Origin of the sequence: Bacteroides intestinalis, from assembly GCF_003464595.1 — a bacterium.
Classification (GTDB): Bacteria; Bacteroidota; Bacteroidia; order Bacteroidales; family Bacteroidaceae; genus Bacteroides; species Bacteroides intestinalis_A.
On record NZ_QRZF01000025.1, the window covers coordinates 30,698 to 54,445 of the forward strand.

At 44.8% G+C, this 23,748-nt stretch carries 15 protein-coding genes; all 15 read left to right on the top strand.

Annotation, left to right across the window (positions count from 1 at the left end):
- Window positions 1-33: 33 nt before the first annotated feature.
- Window positions 34-714, top strand: coding sequence for a cupin domain-containing protein (locus DWW10_RS22905; protein ID WP_118422355.1), 681 nt, complete (start codon window positions 34-36; stop codon window positions 712-714).
- A 23-nt stretch (window positions 715-737) separates the two neighbouring features.
- Window positions 738-1,055: a VOC family protein gene (locus DWW10_RS22910; protein WP_118422354.1), complete on the top strand. Its 318-nt coding sequence runs from the start codon at window positions 738-740 to the stop codon at window positions 1,053-1,055.
- Between the two features lie 20 nt (window positions 1,056-1,075).
- Window positions 1,076-2,083, top strand: a complete 1,008-nt coding sequence (locus DWW10_RS22915; RefSeq protein ID WP_007214669.1) for a dihydroxyacetone kinase subunit DhaK — start codon at window positions 1,076-1,078, stop codon at window positions 2,081-2,083.
- Between the two features lie 3 nt (window positions 2,084-2,086).
- On the top strand, window positions 2,087-2,701 hold the full coding sequence (locus DWW10_RS22920; protein WP_118422353.1) for a DAK2 domain-containing protein: 615 nt from the start codon (window positions 2,087-2,089) through the stop codon (window positions 2,699-2,701).
- A 25-nt stretch (window positions 2,702-2,726) separates the two neighbouring features.
- A complete protein-coding gene (lsrF, locus tag DWW10_RS22925) occupies window positions 2,727-3,602 on the top strand; it encodes a 3-hydroxy-5-phosphonooxypentane-2,4-dione thiolase (RefSeq protein WP_118422352.1) in 876 nt (291 codons plus the stop codon).
- A 20-nt stretch (window positions 3,603-3,622) separates the two neighbouring features.
- A complete protein-coding gene (locus DWW10_RS22930; protein WP_182021525.1) occupies window positions 3,623-4,519 on the top strand; it encodes a beta-propeller domain-containing protein in 897 nt (298 codons plus the stop codon).
- Between the two features lie 25 nt (window positions 4,520-4,544).
- The gene (locus DWW10_RS22935) at window positions 4,545-8,537 is read left to right on the top strand and encodes an SUMF1/EgtB/PvdO family nonheme iron enzyme (protein WP_118422350.1); all 3,993 of its coding nucleotides are present in this window, start codon (window positions 4,545-4,547) and stop codon (window positions 8,535-8,537) included.
- A 114-nt stretch (window positions 8,538-8,651) separates the two neighbouring features.
- On the top strand, window positions 8,652-9,395 hold the full coding sequence (locus DWW10_RS22940) for a DAHP synthetase I family protein (RefSeq protein ID WP_118422349.1): 744 nt from the start codon (window positions 8,652-8,654) through the stop codon (window positions 9,393-9,395).
- Window positions 9,396-9,453: 58 nt separating this feature from the next.
- Window positions 9,454-11,853 carry a c-type cytochrome biogenesis protein CcsB gene (ccsB, locus tag DWW10_RS22945; protein ID WP_118422348.1) on the top strand — a complete coding sequence of 800 codons (2,400 nt, stop codon included), beginning with the start codon at window positions 9,454-9,456 and terminating at the stop codon, window positions 11,851-11,853.
- A 300-nt stretch (window positions 11,854-12,153) separates the two neighbouring features.
- The gene (locus DWW10_RS22950) at window positions 12,154-13,293 is read left to right on the top strand and encodes a glycoside hydrolase family 88/105 protein (protein ID WP_118422347.1); all 1,140 of its coding nucleotides are present in this window, start codon (window positions 12,154-12,156) and stop codon (window positions 13,291-13,293) included.
- A 22-nt stretch (window positions 13,294-13,315) separates the two neighbouring features.
- Entirely contained in the window at window positions 13,316-17,422 is a 4,107-nt protein-coding gene (locus DWW10_RS22955; protein ID WP_118422346.1) for a hybrid sensor histidine kinase/response regulator transcription factor, read from the top strand.
- Window positions 17,423-17,571: 149 nt separating this feature from the next.
- Complete coding sequence (locus tag DWW10_RS22960) at window positions 17,572-18,795, top strand: glycoside hydrolase family protein (protein WP_118422370.1); 1,224 nt, start codon at window positions 17,572-17,574, stop codon at window positions 18,793-18,795.
- A gap of 19 nt (window positions 18,796-18,814) precedes the next feature.
- Window positions 18,815-21,256: a glycoside hydrolase family 2 protein gene (locus tag DWW10_RS22965; RefSeq protein WP_118422345.1), complete on the top strand. Its 2,442-nt coding sequence runs from the start codon at window positions 18,815-18,817 to the stop codon at window positions 21,254-21,256.
- Window positions 21,257-21,260: 4 nt separating this feature from the next.
- Entirely contained in the window at window positions 21,261-22,427 is a 1,167-nt protein-coding gene (locus DWW10_RS22970) for an alginate lyase family protein (protein WP_118422344.1), read from the top strand.
- A gap of 12 nt (window positions 22,428-22,439) precedes the next feature.
- Window positions 22,440-23,747: a glycoside hydrolase family 88/105 protein gene (locus DWW10_RS22975; protein WP_118422343.1), complete on the top strand. Its 1,308-nt coding sequence runs from the start codon at window positions 22,440-22,442 to the stop codon at window positions 23,745-23,747.
- Window position 23,748 lies beyond the last annotated feature (1 nt).

Below are 23,748 nucleotides of genomic sequence, written 5' to 3' on the forward strand. Positions count from 1 at the left end.
GGCTGATTATTAACCATTAAAACAGATAAGTACATGAGATTAAAAAAAGTATTAACCCTGGCATTAATTGCCGCCTGCGGTATGGGATTCGTTTCTTGTACGGCAGAATCTAAAAAAACAGAACAAGTTATGACACAGGAAAAGGCAACGTATCAGAAGAAGTACACGAATGCTGACTTCTACAAAGACGGAAAGTTTGACCAGGAAGCTGCTAAAGAAGCATTCCTTGACATGTTTAAATTTTATGGCGTGCCTTACACTCCGCTGATGGAGAAAGATATCTGGTTTACAGATTTCGGTTTAGGCGACTTTGAGAATGTAGGTATGGGAGGCATCTTCTGGGTAAACGATCCTGAATATGGCTACTTTGCACATGCTATTTACTTGTTGCCGGGACAGATGATTCCGGAACATGCCCATGTAAAAACGGCATTCCCTGCGAAACACGAGTCGTGGATGGTAAATCACGGTTGGGTTTATAACTTCTCCGAAGTAGGAGATGAAACACCGAATGCTCCTGCGGTTCCGGCATCTCACGGCCCTATCAAGAGCAAGAATTTCGTGAAACAGAATGTGGGTGATGTTCTCCGTCTGAAAGAACTGGGTACTTTCCACTTTATGATGGCCGGTCCTGAGGGAGCCATTGTAGATGAGTGGGCATGTTACCATGATAATGATGGTCTGCGTTTTACTAATGGACAGGCTGCTTTGTAAATCATTCAATAATTAAGAATACCATGAGAAAGATTAATCATTTTGGAGTACCGACCATCACACCGCAACCGGGTGAGGTATATGCGGAAGGATTGAAGGTATGGCTGACTAACTTTAATGAAAGCCCCAATAAGATAGAATATTTGCGTTTTGAAGAAGGTAGCTGGATGCCTGAATTGATTCAGAAAGTGGCACATATCGCTTACGAAGTAGATGATCTGGCGGCTGAACTGAAAGGTGCAAAAGTATTGGTTGAACCGATGCCGGGCGGAGAGAATCTGACAATTGCTTTCATTGAAGAAGAAGGTATTGCTTTGGAGTTAATGCAGTTTGATAAATAATCAATTAGTAGAAAGAAACTATGATGAATAAATTCATAAATGATCCGGATAATCTGACAGCTGAATTGCTGGAAGGATATGTAATGGCTTATAGTAATCAGGTAGCCATCGGCGGAGAAAATATTATTGTGCGTGCACATGCGAAAGCTGAAGATAAAGTAGCTGTGATCACTCTGGGCGGTTCCGGTCATGAACCTGCATTAAGCGGCTTCGTGGGCGACGGAATGTTGGACTGCTCTGTAGTCGGTGATATTTTTGCTGCTCCGGGTGCACAACGTTTGTTCCAGGCTTTGCAGATGTTCAAACGTGAGGCTGGTATCTTGCTTGTGGTATTGAACCACTCCGGCGATATCATGAGTGCAAACATGGCATGCCAGTTGGCTGAACGTACAGGTATTAAGGTAAAGACTATCCTGACACACGATGATATCAGTGCCGGACTGGATGCACCGGATGAAGATCGTCGCGGTCTGGCAGGTTGTGTTCCTTTGATTAAGATTGTTGGAGCTGCTGCTGAAGAAGGTAAGTCACTGGACGAGATTATTGAAATAGGTGAACGCTTCAATGCACGTTTGGCTACGTTGGCAGTGGCTATGAAGTCCTGTACCCATCCGCAAAACGGCATGACCATTTCCGATCTTCCGGACGGTGAAATTGAAATCGGTATGGGACAGCATGGAGAAGGCGGTGGCGGTCGCAAGCAATTGGTTTCTGCCAATGAAACGGCCGAAGAAATGATCGGTTTGCTGATGAAGAAGCTACAGCCGAAAGCCGGTAACAAGGCTTTATTAATCATTAACGGTGTAGGGGCAACTACGCACATGGAGATGAATATCGTTTATCGCAAAGCTCATCAGGTGTTGGAAAATGCCGGAATCGAAGTGGCTGCTGCACGTATCGGTGAGTTGCTGACCGTTCAGGAACAGGCAGGTTTCCAGATGATTCTTGGTTTGCTGGATGACGATCATATCGATTATCTGAACAATAAAATGTCTAATGCTCCTTATTGGACGACTATCGGTAAATAAAAGATGGATAAACTGACTATAGATGATTTCAAGAAGATGCTTCGTAATGCGCTGGTGTGCATTACGGAGCGCTCCGACGAATTCTCAAAACTGGATGCGGTATTGGGAGATGGCGACCATGGAACAGCTATCGTTCAATCCATGTCTGCCCTTGTTGCTACAGCTGAGAAGGGCACTGAATTTAAGTCGATGCTGAATGACATGAGTTTTAACCTGATGCTTGAGATCAGCGGTTCGACCAGCACGTTACTGGGTGGATTCTTCCTGGGAATGAGCGACCATGCGGAAGGTACCGAACTGGATGTGGCGGGTGTAAAGGCTATGTTTGCAGGTGGACTTGAAGGTGTGAGGAAACAAACAAAAGCAAAACAGGGGGATAAAACAATGATGGATGCCCTGATTCCGGCGGTGGAAGCCATTCAGGCTTGTGATTCCGCTGATGTGAAGGCTATCCTGACAGCGGGTGCCGAAGCAGCTGTGAAAGGTGCTGAAGCTACTAAAGATATGAAGGCAAACTTCGGACGTGCCCGTAATTACGGCGAACGCTCTATCGGTTATGCGGATTCAGGGGCTTCATCCTGGTCGTGCATGTTTGATGCGTTTGCAAAAGCTTTATAGTAAATAACTAATGAAAAGATAAGAAATGGCTGATTTAGATGATTTAAGAGAAGGCTGCAATTTCGGTTTGGGGGTAGCTTCTACTAATAATAGTTTTCATGTGAAGGGAGCGGAACATCTTCCGTGGGGTATGAAGGATCGTTTATCACGTATCTTCAATCCGAAGACAGGCAGAACCGTGATGCTGGCGTTTGACCATGGTTTCATTATGGGACCGACATCCGGTTTGGAACGTATCGATTTGAACATCGTTCCGTTGATAGAATATGCGGACTGCCTGATGTGTACACGAGGCATTCTCCGTACGGTGATACCACCCAGCACCAATAAACCTATTTGCCTTCGTTCGGATGCCGGTACTTCTATTCTTACAGAACTGAATGACAATGTCTTGATTGATGTTGAAGATGCGATACGTATGAATGTATCGGCCATGGCAATCATGTTGTCTATCGGTGATGCAGCCCACGAAGCAAAAACGGTTGCCAACCTGTACAAGGCAGTGGATAAAGGTACCCGTTACGGAATACCGGTGATGGGAGTGACGGCTGTAGGTAAAGATATGGCACGTGATGCCCGTTATTTCGGTTTAGCTTCCCGTATCGCTGCCGAGAATGGGGCGAATATCGTGAAGACCTATTATTGTGATGGTTTTGAAAAGGTGGTGGCAGCATGTCCTGTTCCTGTAGTGATTGCAGGCGGAAAGAAACTTCCCGAACTGGAAGCGTTGGAATTGTGCTATAAGGCAATCAGCGAAGGTGCTTCCGGTGTGGATATGGGACGTAATGTGTTCCAGTCAGAAGCTCCTGTTGCTATGATACAGGCCGTTCATGCGGTAGTACATGAAAATCTGAAACCGGAACAGGCACTCGAACTGTTCAATGAACTGAAGAATAAGTAACACTGATTACAAGAAGAATGATGAGGGTTTATATAATTATTTGGATCATTCTTTCCATGGGATTTCGGGCGGCAGCACAAGATAAACTCTTGGTTGCCGGTTCCGGAAATCCAAATATCCTGCTGTTGGATAAACAAACGGGAAAAGTGGAATGGCAGCATGCTCTGGAGAAAGGGGAAGAATGTAATGCAGTTGCTTTGACTAAAAAGGGAGAAATCTTGTATTCGTATAAGCGGGGAGCAAAACTCGTGACATGGGACCATCAGGTGGTCTGGGATTATAAAACACCGGATAAGACGGAATTACAATCAGCCACCTTGTTGCAGAACGGTGGCGTACTATTGGGAATATGTGGTATTCCTGCCCAATTCATAGAATTGGATAAGAAAGGCAAAGAAGTAAACAAAGTAACATTGAACCTGGAAGTGGAAAGACCCCACAGCCAGTTTAGACAAGTATTCCAGCTCCGGAACAGCAATTATCTGATACCGGTAATGGCGAAACAGAAAGTGCTGGAAGTAAGCCGTAAAGGGAAGATCATCGCTGAACATCAGATTGAAGGCAAGGTGTTCTCGTCTCTTGAACTTCCTGACGGGAATCTGTTGTTGCCTTGTGGCGACAATCATTATTACATCGTGATCGACCGCAAGACAGGCGAAGAGTTGAAACGGGTGAATGCACTGGATATTGAAGGAGTTGCTTTATTGTTTGTAGGGCAAATCCTGCAATTGAAGAATGGGAATCTATTGATTTGTAACTGGTACGGACATACGAAAGATACCACGGTGGATGAACCGCAATTGATAGAGATAGATAAAAACGGTAAAGTGGTGTGGAGCTTGCATGATAAGAAGAATGTCGGTAAGATATCCGCTGCCTGCTATATAGACAATTTCCGCTTACCGGACTTAAAATAGGAGATTAACTTTAGAACAAAGTATTATGAATAAGAAATTATTAGTAATGTCTGTATGCATTGCCTTGTCGCTTCCCACTATGGCACAGCGAAGGGCGAGTGCGAAGGTGAAAGCGCCTGCTACGTGGGCGGAAAGCATTGCTGCGGCTAAGAATCAGGCCCATGTGGAAATGCAAAAGACCTGTTTGCCGATTGCATCGAAGGTAATTGAGGCAAAAGAGGCGGCAGTGCCTTTCTCGGCGGATATAACCGGACTGGATGAAATGGTGCTTTATACCTGGGGTACTGTAGATGGTACAGGAGATGACCAGGCTGTATGGGCAAATGCTAAATTAGTGGCGGCAGATGGCTCTTCTGTTTGGTTGAACGACCTGAAAAGTACTTTCAAGAAAACAGGTAGCGGCAGTCTGCGTTTTAATGAGAATGCCAAGGGACAGGATGTAGTCATGAAAGGCAAAACCTATAAACGCACGATTATGGCGAATGCCAATGCGCAAATCGTGGTTCCTCTGGATAAGAAATATACCCGCTTTGAGGCGGAGATCGGATTGGAGAACCGTTCTTCTGCAGGTACGGTGATTTTCCGTCTCCAAGGGATTACCGGTGCGGAAGCTGCTTCGGATATCGTTGCTAAATATCCGACTGAGGCTACTTTGTTCCTGCCATTCGGTGGAAGCGATATGAAAGCACTGGTTACGACCCATGATGCCGCCATCGAAAAGCATATAGCAACGGAAGTTATTAATTTGCTGAATGATAAATCCTATTTTACAGCACAAGTTGCCCAGATTGCTTCTAAACCTACCTTGGACGATCAGGTTATCGGCTATTTGAATCTGGCACAGGAGGCCATGAAAGTATATCAGTTGCAGGAGTCCCTGAGTTGGCTGAATATGCGTGCCATTGAAGAAGCTTATAACGATATGGCAAAAGATGCCGGTTATGATAAGAATGCGAACCAGGCCAAGCTTGCTGAACTGAAGCTACTGACCGGAAAAGGATTCTCCAGCATTTATAAGAATGAGGCTTCTGCCCTAGAAGCTGCCAACAAAGCTTTGCAACTGAAGCGTGATATCTTGTTGGCAAATACAGCACTGGATATGGATAAGATCATTGTCGGTCGTTATAAGATAGGTACTTCTGCCCGTCAGGTGAATCCGCGTGCTCTGGGTACTCAGAATAACAACTGGTCTAACCAGACTTCCGCTTCACGCGGTGGTTTTAATGCTGAGATTGCAGAGTTATCCAACTTGCGTGGAGATGTTAAGACTCGTACTATCTTTAAACCTACCAACGGTTCTTCTGTTCCTGATTTGAAACTACATTGGGATGCTGAACGCCTGATGTTCTCTATGGTAGATACCGACCGCCGCTGGCAAGTATTTGAAGTGAAACTGGATGGTACCGGTTTGAAGAAGCTCATAGAAACCCCGGAAAAAGATCTGGAATTCTTTGATGCTACTTATTTGCCTTCCGGCAAGCTTATCGCTGTATCCAATATCGGTTATAACGGTGTACCTTGCGTGAATGGTAATGATGAGGTAGGTAATATGTGTCTGTATGATCCGAAAGATGGTTCTTTGCGCCGTCTGACTTTTGACCAGGATGCTAACTGGGCGCCAACGGTTATGAATAATGGCCGTATCATGTACACACGTTGGGAATATACGGATTTGACTCACTATTTCTCCCGCTTTGTAATGCACATGAATCCGGACGGAACGGAACAGAAGTCTTTGTACGGTAGTGGTTCTTACTTCCCGAACAGTACGTTCGATGCCAAACCGTTGCCCGGTGGTTCATCACAGTTTATCGGTGTGATTTCCGGTCACCATGGTGTGACACGTTCCGGTCGTTTGATGTTGTTTGATCCTTCAAAGAGCCGTAAGTCAGAGAAAGGAATGTTACAGGAATTGCCTTTCCGCGACCGTAAGATAGAACCGATTGTAAAAGACCGTTTGGTGGATGGCGTATGGCCTCAGTTTATCAAGCCTTATCCTTTGACGGATAAATATTTCCTGGTTACTGCTAAGCTGAATGAAAGTGCGCTGTGGGGAGTCTATCTGATTGACATATACGATAATCTCACGTTGATTGCCGAATTTGAAGGTGAAGGTCTTATTTGCCCGACTCCGGTTGTACAGCGTCCGGTACCTCCGGTGATTCCTGAAAAGATTAATCTGGCCAGTAAAGAGGCTACCGTATTCATTCAGGATATATACGAGGGTGAAGGTCTGGAAGGCGTGCCCCGTGGTACAGTAAAAGCATTCCGTGTGCTTGCTTATGAATATGCTTATAACAGAACTCCGTCCGACCATTGGGCGCAAGGTGTTCAGAGTGGTTGGGATATCAAGCGCTTGCTGGGTACCGTTCCTGTAGAAGAAGACGGTTCCGCGATATTTAAGATTCCTGCCAATACACCGATCTCATTGCAGCCGTTGGATTCGGAAGGACGTGCCATTCAGTGGATGCGTAGCTGGCTGACCGGTATGCCGGGAGAAACTGTTTCTTGTGTAGGTTGCCACGAAGACCAGAATCAATTGCCTATACCGAAACGTGTGAAAGCTTCGGCTATGGTGCCCCATGAAATTACGAAGCCGGAAGGTGGAGTACGTTCTTTCACTTTTGATTTGGAAGTACAGCCTGTGCTGGATCGTGCTTGTATCGCCTGCCACGATGGTTCCAATAAACTGGCTGACTTTACAGGTGGGAAGATAGATAAGTTCTCCGGTTTCGGAGTCAGTTACTTGAATCTGCATCCTTATGTGTACCGTCAAGGTCCGGAAGCGGAGATTGAAGTGCTCGATCCGTATGAATATCATGCTTCCGTGAGTCCGTTGATCAAGATATTGAAGACGGGACATCATGGAGTGGAACTGACCGACAAAGAATGGCAAGCTCTGTACAACTGGATTGACTTCAATGCTCCTTATCATGGTAAGTTTAAAGCCAATGAATTTAAGGGAGTGGAACAAATCAGCCGCCGTACGGAATTGACGGAGAAATATGCCCGCTCCGGTGTAGACTGGCAGGCTGAGATCCGTTCGTATGCCAAATACCTGGAAGGACAAGAGAAACCGGTTCCAGTGAAACCGGAAAAGAAGGAGTATAAAGACAAGGATGTAAAAGTCAAAGGCTGGCCGTTTGATAAAGCCGCTGCCCAGACTATGCTTGCCAAAGAAGGAGAAACGAAAATGAGCATTGAATTAGCTCCGGGCGTAAAGATGAATTTTGTCCGTGTTCCTGCCGGTTCATTTGTGATGGGTAGTAACAGAGGTCATTCCGATTACTCTCCTGCTCATAAGCAAGTTGTGAAGAAAGGATTCTGGATGGGTGAGATCGAAGTCAGCAATGAACAGTTCCGCACAATCTTCCCGGAACATGACAGCCGCTTCATCCGCCAATTATGGAAAGATCATGTACACCAAGGCTATCCTGCCAATAACCCTGAACAGCCTGCTATCCGTGTGAGTTGGGAAGAGGCAATGGCATTCTGCAAGAAACTGAGTGAAAAGACCGGTAAGACTGTTACTCTTCCTACCGAGGTTCAGTGGGAGTGGGCCTGCCGTGCAGGTAGCGACGGTGAGTTCTGGTATGGTTCTTTAAACACGGACTTTGGTAAGTTTGAGAATCTGGCTGACAAGCATTTGAATCTGATGGCGGTGAAGGGAGTGAATCCGATGCCGATGCGGGAAAATGATCCTTGGTACAAGTACTACACTTATCAACCTAAAGAAAATGGTGTGGATGACGGCAATATGCTGATGGTGAAAGGCGGTGGATACCAGGCTAACGCGTGGGGACTCTATGATATGCAGGGTAATGTTGCCGAATGGACATCCTCTGATTATCTGCCTTATCCTTACAATGAAAAGACGCAAGGTACGGGTACGGAGAAAGTGGTTAGAGGCGGATCATGGAATGATCATCCGAAAGCGTCCACCACATACTACCGCAGATCGTATCTGCCTTGGCAGAAAGTATATAATGTAGGCTTCCGTGTGATTATCGAAGATTAATTTAGTGGTTAGGGTTTAGTGATTAGTGATTAATAGGCTGCGCTATCATACCGCATAGTGTTAATCACTAATCACTAAACCCTAATCACTAAATATTAAGTGGAGAATGGAAATATGAAAACTATAGGTTTAGTGGCCGGTCCGTGTAGTGCGGAAAGTCGTACACAGATGTTAGAAACAGCAAGAGGACTGAAAGAGATGGGCGTTGGCATTCTGCGTGCCGGCTTGTGGAAGCCCCGTTCGCGCTGTGGTACATTTGAGGGAGTTGGCGAAGAAGGACTGGACTGGATGCGAGAGATACAACAGGAACTGGGACTTCGGGTTATGACTGAGGTGGCACTTCCCTGCCACGTGGAAGCTGTACTGAAAGCCGGTCTGGATATGATCTGGATTGGTGCACGTACTACGGTCAACCCTTTTATGATGCACGAACTGGCAGAATCCCTGCGCGGGTGCGATATGCCGGTATGGGTGAAGAATCCTGTATGTCCCGACGTAGACTTATGGATTGGTGCGGTAGAACGCCTTCAACAGGCCGGACTGAAAGACATCCGCATCATTCATCGTGGCTTTTGTACGGTAGATAGTTCTCCTTACCGCAATGCCCCCCTTTGGGAGTTGGCGGAACGTTTTCATACTCATTTTCCTGAATTGCCTTTCTATTGTGATCCGAGCCATATCGGAGGAAAACGTGAATTATTGGCGGCTATTTGCGAGAAAGCCATATCTTTGCACGCCGACGGTCTGTTTATAGAGTCGCATTGCTGTCCGCAGAAAGCTCTTTCTGATGCTGCCCAGCAACTGACGCCACCGGCACTGGCGGAATTGTTGGCTACGTTGAAGGTCTCAATAGAATAACAATGTTTCAATAGAATGACAGATAGATCATAAAACAATTGAAAGGATATATCCGCACATGAAAAAAGTAAGCTCCTCCCTGAAAGCGATGTTCACCTCGTGGAAGATAACATTGATATTGCTGGTGCATTATGTGATCCTGCTGGCTGCCGCAACTTTTGTCGAGAAGGCGCAAGGGACGGCAATGGCAAGGGAAATAATCTATAACAATCCGCTTTTCTATCTTCTGCAATTTCTTTTGATTCTCAATTTCTGTGCTACTGCCTGGCAAGCCCGTCTGTGGAGCCAGCGCAAGTATGGAGTCTTACTGTTGCATATCTCCTTTATTGTAATCTTGCTGGGAGCATTGGTGACCAATATGTTTGGTTTTGAGGGCATTGTGCATATCAGGGAAGGAGAAACCGTGTCCCATATGCGTACAACGGAAGATCAACGCCCGTTGCCTTTTTCCATCCGTCTGGATGATTTTAAGTTAGTTCGTTATCCCGGTTCTCACAGCCCTTCTTCTTTTGAGAGTTTCCTTACCATTCATACGGAAGAGGGAGAACGGAGCGAACACATCTACATGAATAAGGTGATTTATGAGCAGGGATACCGGCTCTACCAGTCCTCCTATGATGCCGATGAACAGGGCACCATCTTGACCGTCAATAATGATACGGCAGGAACGGGTATTACGTATGCCGGATATCTGCTGCTGCTTGTCGGTATGTTGCTGACCCTGGCAGATAAAAAGTCTCGTTTCCGCCAACTGGCAAAACAATTGAAACGGGTGACTCCTCTTTTGTTACTGGCTTTTCTTCCCACACTTTCCTTAGCGCAAAAGGCAGAAACGGAACATCTGCTGAAGAACACCATCCCTGCGGAACAGGCTGAGCAATGGGGGCGAATGCAGATACAATGTCCTACAGGCCGTATTGAACCTGTAGATACTTATACGGACAAACTCTTGCGCAAGATCTATCGTAGCGATACCTTCGAAGGACTTAGTTCCGAACAAGTCATTATCGGTTTTCTTATGAATCCGTCTTACTGGGGAAATATTCCTTTTATTCACCAGACTAATAAAGAATTGCCGCAAGCCTATTCTCTGCCCGAAGGTAAATATATCCGTTTCTTTGATGTATTCAGTGAAGATGGCAGCTATCTGATTTCCGATGCCGTAGACAAGGCATATTCTCGTCCGGCAGCCGAACGTTCGCGGCTTGAAAAGGATCTGTTGAAACTGGACGAAAAGATTAATATCCTGTATTCCCTGCAACAAGGAAAGATGTTTGCACTGTTCCCGTTGCCGGGAGATACGAGTGGCAAATGGTATTCTCCGGGAGATGATTTAAGTGTGTATTCCGGGAAAGACTCTCTGTTCGTATCGAAAATCATGCCGTGGTATCTGGGAGAGGCTTCTGATGCCTTGCGTACCGGTACATGGGAGAGCGCGGGAGAGGTGCTTTCCATGATGAACGTGTATCAACAGAAACAGAGCGCTACACCTTTGCTGACGGAGAAGCAAGTGTCCTGGGAATTGTTTTATAATAAAGCACATTTGTTCTTCTGGTCGGCTATGGGTTATATGGCGGTCGGACTGTTATTGTTGATATTCGTGGTAGGGCAGTTGCTGAAACCCAGACGCTGGGTTAAAACCGTTATCATTCCCTTGGTGGCATTGGTTGTGCTGATCTTCTTGTTGCATACTTCCGGAATCGGTATCCGTTGGTACATATCCGGGCGTGCTCCCTGGGCCAATGCTTATGAGTCCATGATATATGTAGCCTGGGCTACAGCGTTGGCGGGACTTTTGTTTATCAAGCGTTCCTCCATGACGTTGGCTTTGGCGGCTTTCTTCGCAGGTATCATCTTGTTTGTTGCCAACCTGAATTTCATGGATCCCGAAATCACTCCCCTGGTTCCGGTGTTGAAGTCTTATTGGCTGATGATACATGTGGCTGTAATTACGGCAAGTTATGGCTTCTTCGGTATTAGTTTCCTGCTTGGTTTGCTTACCCTTGCATTCATGAGTGCCGGCAATCCGTCGAAAGTAGCCTTGTTGCAGCCCCATATCCGCGAACTCCGCATCATCAATGAAATGTCCCTGCATATAGGGCTTTATCTGTTGACGGCAGGCATCTTCCTCGGTGCTGTTTGGGCAAATGAGTCATGGGGACGTTATTGGGGCTGGGACCCTAAAGAGACTTGGGCATTGATTACGATGGTGGTTTATGCTTTTATCCTGCATGCGCGCTTTCTTCCCGTCCTCCGTTCGGATTATGCATTCAGTGTCATGTCCGTACTGGGCCTTGCTTCGGTACTGATGACTTACTTCGGTGTGAACTACTATCTGTCCGGTCTTCATTCGTATGGCGGAGGCGATACACCGCCGGGACTGACTGCCGTCTTCATTACGTACGCCTGCGCTTTTGCGCTGATGATTTATGCAGGGTATAGTCAGCGTAAGCAGTAAATTTCTTATTCTTTCTCACCCCTTTGAGAATATTTGCTCAATGCGATGAGAAAGAATACTCAATACGATGAGAAAAAACTCTCGCTACGGTGAGTATTTGATCTCAATAAAGCGAGAATTTGATGATTGTGGTGAATCAGTTTGCCAATCTCTAATTCTATCGCTGAACTATCCTGTCTGAGAGGTCTATATACGCTATTTTGAGCTAATAGTTCAAGCATTTGGAACGATCTTTCAAACCCTTCAGACTCAAATTCCCTAATTTTGCCATAGTTATTAATCTGCTAACAATACTATGGAATGAAGACGCACAAGATTTTACTTATCCTATTTGCCGCCTTTTCAGGCTGGTGTGGAACAATGAACGCCCGGGATGCCGATTTGAAGAAACGTATGAAAGATGCCGATCCGAAAGTGATAGGTACGCGTATAGTCAATAAGTTCCTGGTCACCCCTCATACCCGCTTTGGAAATCCGCGGGCGGAAAAAGCTCCCAATTATGTGACTTATCCTGATGCCTGCACCTGGTTGGGCGCCTTATGGTTCAGTAAAGCCGTGAAAAATAAAGATATGCAGCAACGGCTGAAGGAACGCTTTGAACCCTTGTTTACTACAGAAAAGAATATGCTTCCCCGCATGGTGCACGTAGACTATAACGTGGTAGGCGCTGTTCCCCTCGAAATCTATATGCAGAAGTTGGGCGACCGGAAATATTTCGATCTCGGAATGAAATATGCCGATACCCAATGGGAAGTTCCTGCCGATGCCAAGCCGGAGGAGAAAGCGTATGCCGAGCAGGGCTATTCCTGGCAAACGCGTGTATGGATTGACGACATGTTTATGATAACCACCATACAGTCGCAAGCTTATCTGGCTACGGGTGACCGGAAGTATATAGACCGCGCCGCTGCTGAAATGGCGATGTATCTGGAGAAGATACAACGACCGAACGGCCTTTTCTATCACGCTCCCACAGCCCCTTTCTTCTGGGCACGTGGCAATGGTTGGATGGCTGCCGGAATGTCCCGTCTGCTTTCCGTACTTCCGAAGGATAATCCGAACCGTCCGGTTATTATGGAAGCCTATAAAAAGATGATGGCTACTTTACTCGAAAATCAGGACCCCGATGGAATGTGGCACCAGTTGATTGATGAACCCGCTTCGTACAAAGAGACTTCCGGTACGGCAATGTTTACCTATGCCATGCTGGTGGGTGTGAAACATGGTTGGCTCGATAAGAAAACCTATGCTCCTGCCGCCACAAAAGGATGGCTGGCATTGGTTTCATATATCAATGATGAAGACGAGGTAACAAACGTATGCGAGGGAACCAATATCAAGAATGACAAGAACCATTACATGAACCGCAAACAAATCACCGGTGACCTGCACGCTCATGCTCCATTGTTATGGTGCGCTACGGAGTTGTTGACGAAATAAGCCTATCACATTTTTTTGACCTATGAGAAAACATATTCTTTTGCTGATAACCTTGTTAGCAACCCTGGAAGTAACTGCGCAGAATAATGAGAACTTCTATTTCTCAAACCTGAATCTGAAAGATGGTTTGTCTCAGATATCTGTGCTTAAAATATTCCAGGATACCAAAGGTTTCATCTGGTTTGGTACGCGCAACGGATTGAATCGTTATGATGGCAGTGAGTTCGTGATCTATAAACATGATCCGAAAGACTCTCTGACCCTGAGTGATAATCATATCTGGAGTTTAGCCGAAGATAACGACCGCAATTTGTGGATTGGTACGGCACGCGGATTGAATAAACTCGACCTGAAAACCAACCGTATCAAGCCGTTTGTTGACGAACGATACGGTGCTTTTGCCAAAAGTGAAGTACGCTGCCTGACGGTAGACTCCCGTAATCGCCTTTGGATAGGAACTACCAAGGGGCTGTACCTGTATGTGCCTGCAATGGATGTATTTCAGCGTATAGACCTGAACGGGAAGATCAAAGATGAATTTATCTCTGTAGTCTACGAAACGAAGCAGCATCAAATTCTGATAGGTACTTCTACGAAAGGGCTGTTTGTTTGCGATATGAACATGAAAGTGCAACGGCAGCTGACCACCCGGACGCCGGGACTTCATCTGCTTGGCAATAGTATCTCTACTATCTATGAAGATTCAAACGGAACGTTATGGGTGGGAAGCGGACTGAGCGGATTGTATCGCATAAACTTTGAGAAAGAGGAAATGGTGACCTATCATAAGGGCAACAGTATTCTGACGAGCAATAGCGTCAGAGCCATATCAGAGTTGCGCGGAATGTTGCTTATCGGTACATTCGACGGGCTATATACTATCGATCTTTCTACTAATTCTTTCTGGAAACATACGGATGCTTCCCTTGAAAAGGGGAATCTGAGTCACTTTTCCATTTATTCGTTGTTTGTAGACAGAAGTCAGACGGTATGGGTGGGGACGTATGCCGGCGGAGTGAGCTTCTCCAGCCGCTTTAACAACCGCTTTGATTTCCATGACCCTGCTACGGTGTTTGATGCATTGTTTGGGATATACGGTTGTATGGTTTCCACTCCCGGCGGTTGTTTATATATGGCAACGGAGGGCAGAGGGCTGCTCGATTATAATCTGGAAAACAGGCAATATGCATATTATCCGATAGATAAGGCTTCAAAGTTACAGTACAGCCAGAATATTATAAAAGGGCTTCTGTTGGAAGATGATATACTTTGGTGCGGAACGAATAAGGGATCTATCTATCAATTCAATACTCGTACTAAGAAATATACGTTCTATTATCAGCTACCGGGGGAAATGTCCATTTACTCCATGCTTCGTGATAAGGATAATAGTCTGTGGATTATAACTTCCGATTCGCGTATGGGAGTGATGCGCTTGTCGGATAAAAAGGAACTTCAGAAACACTTTCCTATTAATGGCGGAAAGGACAGTTGTCTGTTTGCCAGTTCGCGTTGCATACTGAAGTTGCGTGATGGGGTAATGCTGATTGGCAGCCGTAATGATGGTCTGATAAAGTACGATGTAAATAGGGAAGAGGTGGTTTACTATGATACGGATGAGAAAGAGCCTCGTCGGTTGCTTAGTAATTACGTGACGGGTATTGTGCGTGATAGTTCCGGTCGTATCTGGATTGGTACGTTCGGCGGAGGTATTGCTTTGTACGAAGAAGAGAAAGGAATCGTAAAGACTGTAACGAAGGAACAGGGATTGATAGAGAATGATATTTGCTCCATTGTGGAAGATAGCGACAATAATCTATGGATCAGTGCGAGCAATGGTATTTCGAAATACAATCTGAAGACAGAGGAGTTTACCAATTACAATTCTCTGAATGGAATCGGAGTCTATGAGTTTACTCCCCATAGTGGTTTGTTACTCCCCAATGGAGAAATCTGCTTTAGCGGTAACAATGGCTTTGTGACCTTTAGCCCGCAGGAGTTGCAATTAAACTCTTTTGTACCGCCATTGGTTTTCACGAAATTGGTAGTGAATAACCAGGTGATTGAACCGGAAGATGAAACCGGAATATTGGACACAGTGCTGGATGGTATGGAAGAAATAGAGTTGAGTTATAATCAGAATAATATCTCTATCGGTTACTGTGCACTGAACTTTGTTTTTGCCCGGCAGAATCAGTATGCCACTTTCCTGAAAGGCTACGATAAAGATTGGAATTATATTGGCAATCGTCGGGAAGCCTACTATACGAACTTAAGTCCGGGAACCTATGTATTTGAAGTGAAGGCTTCTAATAATGATGGAGTCTGGAGTCAACAGACACGTAAGATACGCATCATTGTGCATCCACCCTTGTGGAAAACCTGGTATGCTTACTTGTTTTATGCCATTGCTTTTGTCTTTATAATGACACTTATCATGTATTATATATCGAAGAAGCAAAAGCTGGAACGTGAATTGCAATTCAAACAGAAGGAGAAACTGCAATTGGAAGAGTTCCATCAGGCGAAGATACGTATGTTTACCAATTTCTCCCATGAACTCCGCACTCCGCTTACATTGATTATTGCACCTTTACAGGATCTGGTGTCTATGCCGGAATTCTCTTCCAGTGTGAAGAATAAGCTGAGCCTGATATTCAGTAATGCCCAACGCTTATTACTGCTCGTGAATCAGTTGATGGATCTGCGCAAGAACCAGGAGGGTAAATTGAAATTGCATATTGCCAAAATGGATATGAATCTGTTCCTGCAAGAGATTTACTATGCATTCAACCATCTTGCAGCAAAGAAATCCATAGAATTTACTTTTGAGAAGAGTGAGGAGAGAATGTCGGCATGGTTTGATAAGTCTGTCGTGGAAAAGGTGGTCTTTAATCTCTTGTCCAATGCGATGAAGTTTACTCCGAATAATGGCAAAGTTGTGTTTTCATTGTCCCGGTGTACCTTTGCCGAACTTCCGTCGGAACAGCAGGCGGAATTGAATAAGATGCCTGCCGATACCAGGTTTGCCTGTCTCTCGGTTACCGATTCCGGGAAGGGTATTACGGAGGAAGATATGAAGAATATATTTGCACCTTTTTATCAGGGTGAAGATGACAATAAAGAGAATGTGGGTACGGGTATCGGTCTGAGCCTGACACGCTCAATCGTGCTTCTGCATAAAGGCACTATTTCCGTATCCCATAATCATCCTACGGGTACGATCTTCAAGGTTTATATTCCGATCAGCAATTCTGTCTACGGCAAGGAGCAATTAGTGGAGGATGATGAAGAGCAGGTAGTGGAGGACGTTATCCCGTCAGCCAAGGAAATGCATTTTGAGATAGAGAAGAAGTGGACTGTACTTCTGGCGGAAGATAATGATGAAGTAAGAGCTTATGTTAAAGAATGTCTGGATCCTTATTTCTATGTGCTGGATGTAAACAATGGTAAGGATGCACTGGAACTGAGTCTGGAGAAATATCCGGATTTGATACTGAGTGATATCATGATGCCGCAGATGGACGGATTGGAACTGTGCTCACGTGTGAAGCAGGATTTACAACTTGGGCATATTCCGGTAGTGCTGATGACAGCTAAGTCTATGGTGGTTCATATCAAGGAAGGCTTTTCGGTGGGCGCTGATGACTATATCGTGAAACCTTTCAGTATGGATGTGCTGATTTGCCGTATCAACAGTTTGCTGGAATCCCGTGAGAAACTGAAGAAACTATATGGAAAGAAGTTTTCTCCGGAAGCGATGGGCATCGAGATTGTTTCGGGGGATGATCGGTTTACGCAGAGTTTCTTTGAGATTATAGAGAAGAATATCTCTAATCCGGAGCTTGGGGTAGACTTGTTGAGCCAGGAGTTAGGGCTGAGCCGTGCCAACCTGTACCGGAAGCTGAAAGCGGTAACAGAGCTTTCTCCAACAGAGTTGATACGTAATAAACGTTTGGAGATAGCTGCCAAACTCTTGTTGGAATCCAGTTATACGGTTTCTGAAATATCGGTCTACACGGGCTTCAATAGTCATGCTTATTTCACCAACTGCTTCAAGTCATTTTATGGCTATTCACCTTCAGAGTGGGTACAAAGGCATAATGATAAGGGAGAAACTCCCAAATAGCTCCTGTTTTACATATCGTTTGGAATAGAATTTCAAATGAATAAGACAATATTGAAAGTTGCGCTAAGATAAATCGCCTATCTTAGCGCAATCTTTTTATGGAGAATTTAATCTTTAAATCAATATCAACATTAGTAAGAATGACTATTATGAAATTTAAAACAGGATTAGTATCATTATTGGTCGTATGTGGAGCATGCAGCCAAGCGACAAAAGAAACGGATGTCGTAAAAGACAGTTTTGATTTTGCCGGACAGCAGTTGAAGTATGCATTTACGCAAATAGATTCTGCTAAAGCAAGCATGCCGGAAGAACAACTGAAGAGGAAACTGGTTTCTCCCCGCACGATAGAAGATAACGGTGCCTTGCGCCTGGTAGCATCAAGAGACTGGACCAGTGGTTTCTTTCCCGGTGAATTGTGGTATATGTATGAGTATACACAAGATGATTTCTGGAAGAAGCAAGCGCAGGCATTTACCGCTAATATAGAAGACCAGAAAACGAATGGCGGAACGCATGACATGGGATTCAAAATGTACTGTAGCTTTGGTAACGGTTATCGCCTGACCAATGATGCAAACTACAAAGATATCTTGCTGGAATCTGCAGCCACATTGATTACCCGCTATAAGCCAACAATTGGTTGTATCCGTTCCTGGGATCACAGCCGCGACAAGTGGCAATGTCCGGTTATTATCGATAATATGATGAACCTTGAATTGCTGTACTGGGCGTTTAAGGAAACCGGCGACTCTGTGTATTATAACATTGCAAATACACATGCACGCACTACAATGAAAAATCATTTCCGCGATAATTATAGCTCTTATCATGTAATAGATTATGATACAATCACCGGAGACGTGCTTCATAAGCATACGCATCAGGGATACAATCACGAATCTGCCTGGTCAAGAGGTCAGGCATGGGGCTTGTATGGCTATACCATGTGTTATCGCGAAACGAAACTTCCGGAATTCTTGTCGCAAGCTGAGAACATAGCCAATTACATCTTTACCAATCCTACCATGCCGGAAGATATGGTTGCATATTGGGACTTTGATGCTCCGGGTATTCCGAACGAACCGAGAGATGTTTCTGCTGCTGCAGTGATGGCTTGTGCCATGTACGAATTGTCCATGTACAATCAGGAGAAAGCAGCATTATACAAGAAATGGGCGGATACGATTGTTGAGAGCTTAAGCAAGAACTATCGTGCGCAATTGGATGGTGACCGTGGATTCTTACTCTTGCACAGCACAGGTGCGCATAACTTTGAGAGAGACGTGCCTTTGGTTTATGCAGACTATTACTTCCTGGAAGCTTTGCTTAAGAAAGCTAAATTAGAGAAAGAAGGTACGGCTATTCTGTAAACGTGGAGAATCAATAGGTATGAGACGTATAATTGCATTGTTAGTGATGAGTTGCTTTGTTGCAGGTACCTTTGCGAAGGTGCCTGTGATGGGCAATAAGATCCGGTTAACGGATAACTGGGAGTTTCTCCGTCAGGATGTGGGCAATATCTGGGAACTGGTACGCCCTATAAAGAAAGGCCAGCCGGAAGAACAACCTATATGGACAAAAGTTACGTTGCCCCACTGCTTTAATGCGGAGGATGCTGTCGATCCGGATTTGAATTACTATCAGGGGCCGGGGTGGTATAAAACACGCCTGAAGCTGGATAATCCATATCCTGACGGACGGATGGTATTGGAATTCGAAGGGGCAGGACAGAAGACGGATGTATATGTTTATATGACCAAAGTGGGTAGCCATGTCGGTGGATATGATAGTTGGAATGTAGATATAACAGATGCCGTGCGAGCTTTTCTGGCAAGCAAAGATGCTGAACGTTTTGGAGGTGAAATTCCATTGAGTATTTGTTGTGATAATACCCGGGATGCTGAAATGATACCTTCGGATTTATCGGACTTCAATTTGTATGGCGGTATTTACCGTTATCTGAATCTGGTGTATCTTCCGGAAGTCTCCGTGGCTTCTCTCCGGATAGAACCGGCATTGGACGCTAAATTGAAAAAAGGCACGTTAAAGGTATCCGGTACATTCTATAATCCTGCAGATGTACGTGAAGCACTGGTGGAGGTTACTGTGAAGAATGCTAAAGGTGAAGTGGTATCTACCCGTACACTGGATAAAATAACTCCGTTGGGAGATTTGGATATGCTGGATATTCAGATTGATAAACCACAACTCTGGGATGTAGATCATCCGGTATTATATACTTGCGAGGTTACTGTAACTGCCAATGGGCAGAAAATGACAGCGAGTGAACGTTTCGGTTTCCGTTCTTTTGAATTTATAGATAAGGGGCCTTTCATGCTGAATGGAAAGCGTCTCTTGTTGCGTGGAACACATCGGCACGAGGATCATGCAGGAGTAGCTGCTGCCATGACCGAGGAGCAGATGATACAGGAAATGAAAATGATGAAAGAGATGGGGGTGAATTTCATCCGTCTGGGACATTATCAGCAATCTGAGATCATTTTGAATCTTTGTGATGAACTGGGTATTCTGGTTTGGGAAGAAATTCCTTGGTGCCGTGGTGGTGTGGGGAATGAAACTTATCGCGGGCAAGCGAAACGTATGTTGACGAATATGATAACCCAGCACTATAACCACCCTTCAGTGATAATCTGGGGATTGGGTAATGAGAATGACTGGCCGAATGACTTTCCTGAATTTGAACAACGCGAGATACGGAGTCTGATGAGTGAGTTGAATACACTGGCACATCATCTTGATGCCGAACGCAAGACGGCAATTCGCCGTTGTGCATTCTGTAGCGATATTGTAGATGTATATTCTCCTTCTATCTGGGCCGGTTGGTATCGTGGGGTTTATACAGATTATCAGCAGATGTCCAAAGAAGAAATGGAGAAGGTGAAACATTTTCTGCATGTAGAGTGGGGTGGTGATAGCCATGCCGGACGTCATGCGGAGGCTACTGCTCCTATACGAAAAGAAGGTGAAAGTGATGGCGATGCAGCTCTGAATGGTTCGGCTCTGGTGTTGAAGAAAGGAGACTGGTCGGAAAGTTATATCGTTAAGCTGATAGATTGGCATTTGAAGGAGCAGGAGAATATGCCTTGGCTGACCGGTGCTGCTTATTGGCCGTTTAAGGACTTTTCCACACCGGTGCGTCCGGATAATCCGGTACCATATATGAATCAGAAAGGAGTGGTGGAACGTGACTTTACGAAAAAGGAAAGTTATTACGTATTCCAATCCTATTGGACAGAAAAGCCTATGGTTCATATCTATGGGCATGGTTGGCCTGTGAGATGGGGAGATGCCGATGAAGAAAAAGAGGTCTTGGTTTACTCTAACTGTCCATCGGTGGAACTGTTTGTGAACGGACAAAGCCAGGGGATACGCAAGCGTAATAGTCAGGATTTTCCCGCAGCGGGTTTGCGTTGGAATGTGAAGCTTGCTAAGGGGCAGAATACATTGCGTGCTGTGGCTGCTGGAAAAGAAGCTCTTGCTGATGAATTGAGCTTTGAATATCAGACCGAGAAGTGGGGGAAGGAACATGCATTCCGGGTAACTTCTACTCCTAAAGAAGATGGAATTGTTGAAGTTGAAGCCCAGTTGGTAGATAGTAATGGTATCAGGTGTCTTGATTCCAGAGTTTTTGTTTCTTTCGATATTGCCGGTGACGGAGAACTGATACAGAATCAGGGCACGGCAACCGGTTCCCGCAAAGTACAGGCACGTAACGGGCGGGCACAAATACGGGTTCGTACGCAAGGCGGTACTTCCTGTGTAGCTGTAAAAGCTGATAAAGTCCAAACATCATTTATAACGGTTCAGTAAGATTATGAAAAAGGTAGGTATGTTATTTTTAGGGATCTGTTCTTTTCTGGCTATTTCGTGTACATCGGATAAAGACGGTAAAGATTTTGTGAAGTGTGTTTTAAAGCAGGGTATACTGGAACGTGCCGCTATGAATATAAAGGAGGAACCGGTAACGGTTACCGCCTTTATAGCGGAACGCAGTGCAGGGGATATACATGATTTTTATTCGGAGGGTGATTATTGGTGGCCGGATACTTTGAATCCTGACGGACCTTATGTGCGTCGGGATGGCGAGACCAATCCGGATAATTTTGTAGCTCATCGTCATGCTATGATACGTTTTAGTTCAATCGTAGGTAATCTGACCTCTGCTTATTTATTGACTCAGGATAAAGAATATGTGGATGCGATACTGACGCATGTGCGTGCCTGGTTTGTGAATGAGTCTACAAAAATGAATCCTAACTTGCAGTATGCGCAAGCTATTAAGGGAATTGCTACAGGACGTGGTATTGGCATCATTGATACGGTACATCTTATGGAAGTAGCCCAATCGTTATGGCAGTTAGAAAAGCTTGGAGTATTGTCTAAGGATGATATAAAGTCTACTAAACAGTGGTTTGCTGATTATTTGAAATGGATGTTCACACATCAGTATGGCATAGACGAGATGAATGCTAAGAATAATCATGGAACTTGCTGGGTGATGCAGGCTGCTGTATTTGCCCGTTATGCTGGTGATAAGGATATGATGGATTTTTGTAAGCGGCGTTATAAAGAAGTACTTTTACCTAAGCAGATGGCGGAAGACGGTAGTTTTCCGTTGGAGACAGCACGTACGAAACCTTATGGTTATTCTTTATTTAATCTGGATGCCATGGCAACAATATGCCAGACGCTTTCGGATAAGAATGATAATTTATGGACTTATACGGCAGAGGGAGGTAAGAATATGGAGAAGGGTATTAATTTTATCTATCCCTATGTCGTTGATAGAGAAAGCTGGATTTATACGAAAGATGTAATGTATTGGGATGAATGGCCGGTAGCGCATCCTTTCCTGATATTCGGTGCGCTACAGACTCATAATAAAAATTGGCAGTCAACGTGGGAGAAGTTAGAACATTTCCCTGTAACCGACGAAGTGGTGCGTAATCTGCCTGTACGTAACCCGTTGATTTGGATTTAATCAATAATGACTATGATAATAACACGGAAAATAATAGTAGGAGTTTGTATCGTATGTGCAGTCGGCACAAGTCATTCTTCTATGGCTCAAAATCGGGTAGTAACTCAACATACAGCCGGTACGGTAGTGGAAGGAGAGGTTACTATGCTGGTTACTCAGGAGACTACTACCCGCTATCGGCGAACTACTTCTCAGGGAGTGCCGGAAGCTAAACTGGGATATACACCCGGAGTTACTCCGAAATATTTAGCTATACCTTTGTCGGAAACAGTGATGACGAGATATCCGGATTATCGGATGGCTTACTGGAAAGACTATACATATGTGCAGGGATACATGTTTGAGGCTATGGACCGTTTGGGACAATTAACAGGTGATAGCAGGTATCTGGAATATATAAAGAAATATATGGATCATTTCGTCGATGAAGCGGGTAATTACAAAGGAGGTGGATTAACGAATCTCGATAATTTTATGACAGGTTCGGCCTTTTGTACATTATATGGGCGTACGGGTGATGAGAAATACAAGAAAGCTGCCTTGCAAATATTGAAAGCTGTGGATCACTATCCCAGTTCCGATGGACAGTTCTGGCATGGAAACCGGAGTCCTAATATGTGGATAGATGGTGTTTTTATGATGCAAATGTTCCTTATACGTTGTGCACAATATGTGGGAGAAGCCGATTATTGCTATGATGTGGCATGTAGGAATATTATTACTGCTGCCCGTCATTTGCAACGCCCGGATGGACTTATCCTTCATGCATGGACTACAGAGCCTGAAAAGGCTGTGTGGGCGGATAAAACTACCGGACTGTCACCGGAGGTATGGAGTGAAGGCATGGGGTGGTACACTTTGGTGGTACCTGAACTACTGGCTTTACTACCAACAACACATCCGAATTATCAGCAGGTCCTTGATATTTATTTGAAAATGTGTAAAGGGCTGAAAGAAGTGCAGGATAAGAAGACCGGTGGTTGGTTTATGGTTGTGGATAAAGGAGATAATCCTTTAAATTTTGTAGATCCATCCGGAACTGCTATGTTTGTATACTCTATTCAGCGTGGTGTAGAGTTAGGGCTCTTAAAAGCAAAGGAATATACTCCGGTTGCATATAGGGGATATCAAAGTCTCTTTCCTTTTATACAGGTGAATGACAGAGGCTTACTGGATGTGATAGGAGCATGTGATGGAGTTGTGATTAAAAAGAATTTTGTAGAATATGTTACTGTTCCCAAAATATTGAATGCCAAAGAGGCTGTTGCCGGTATATTGTGGGCGGCTGTTATAATGGAAACAGAACAACTGAAAAAATAAA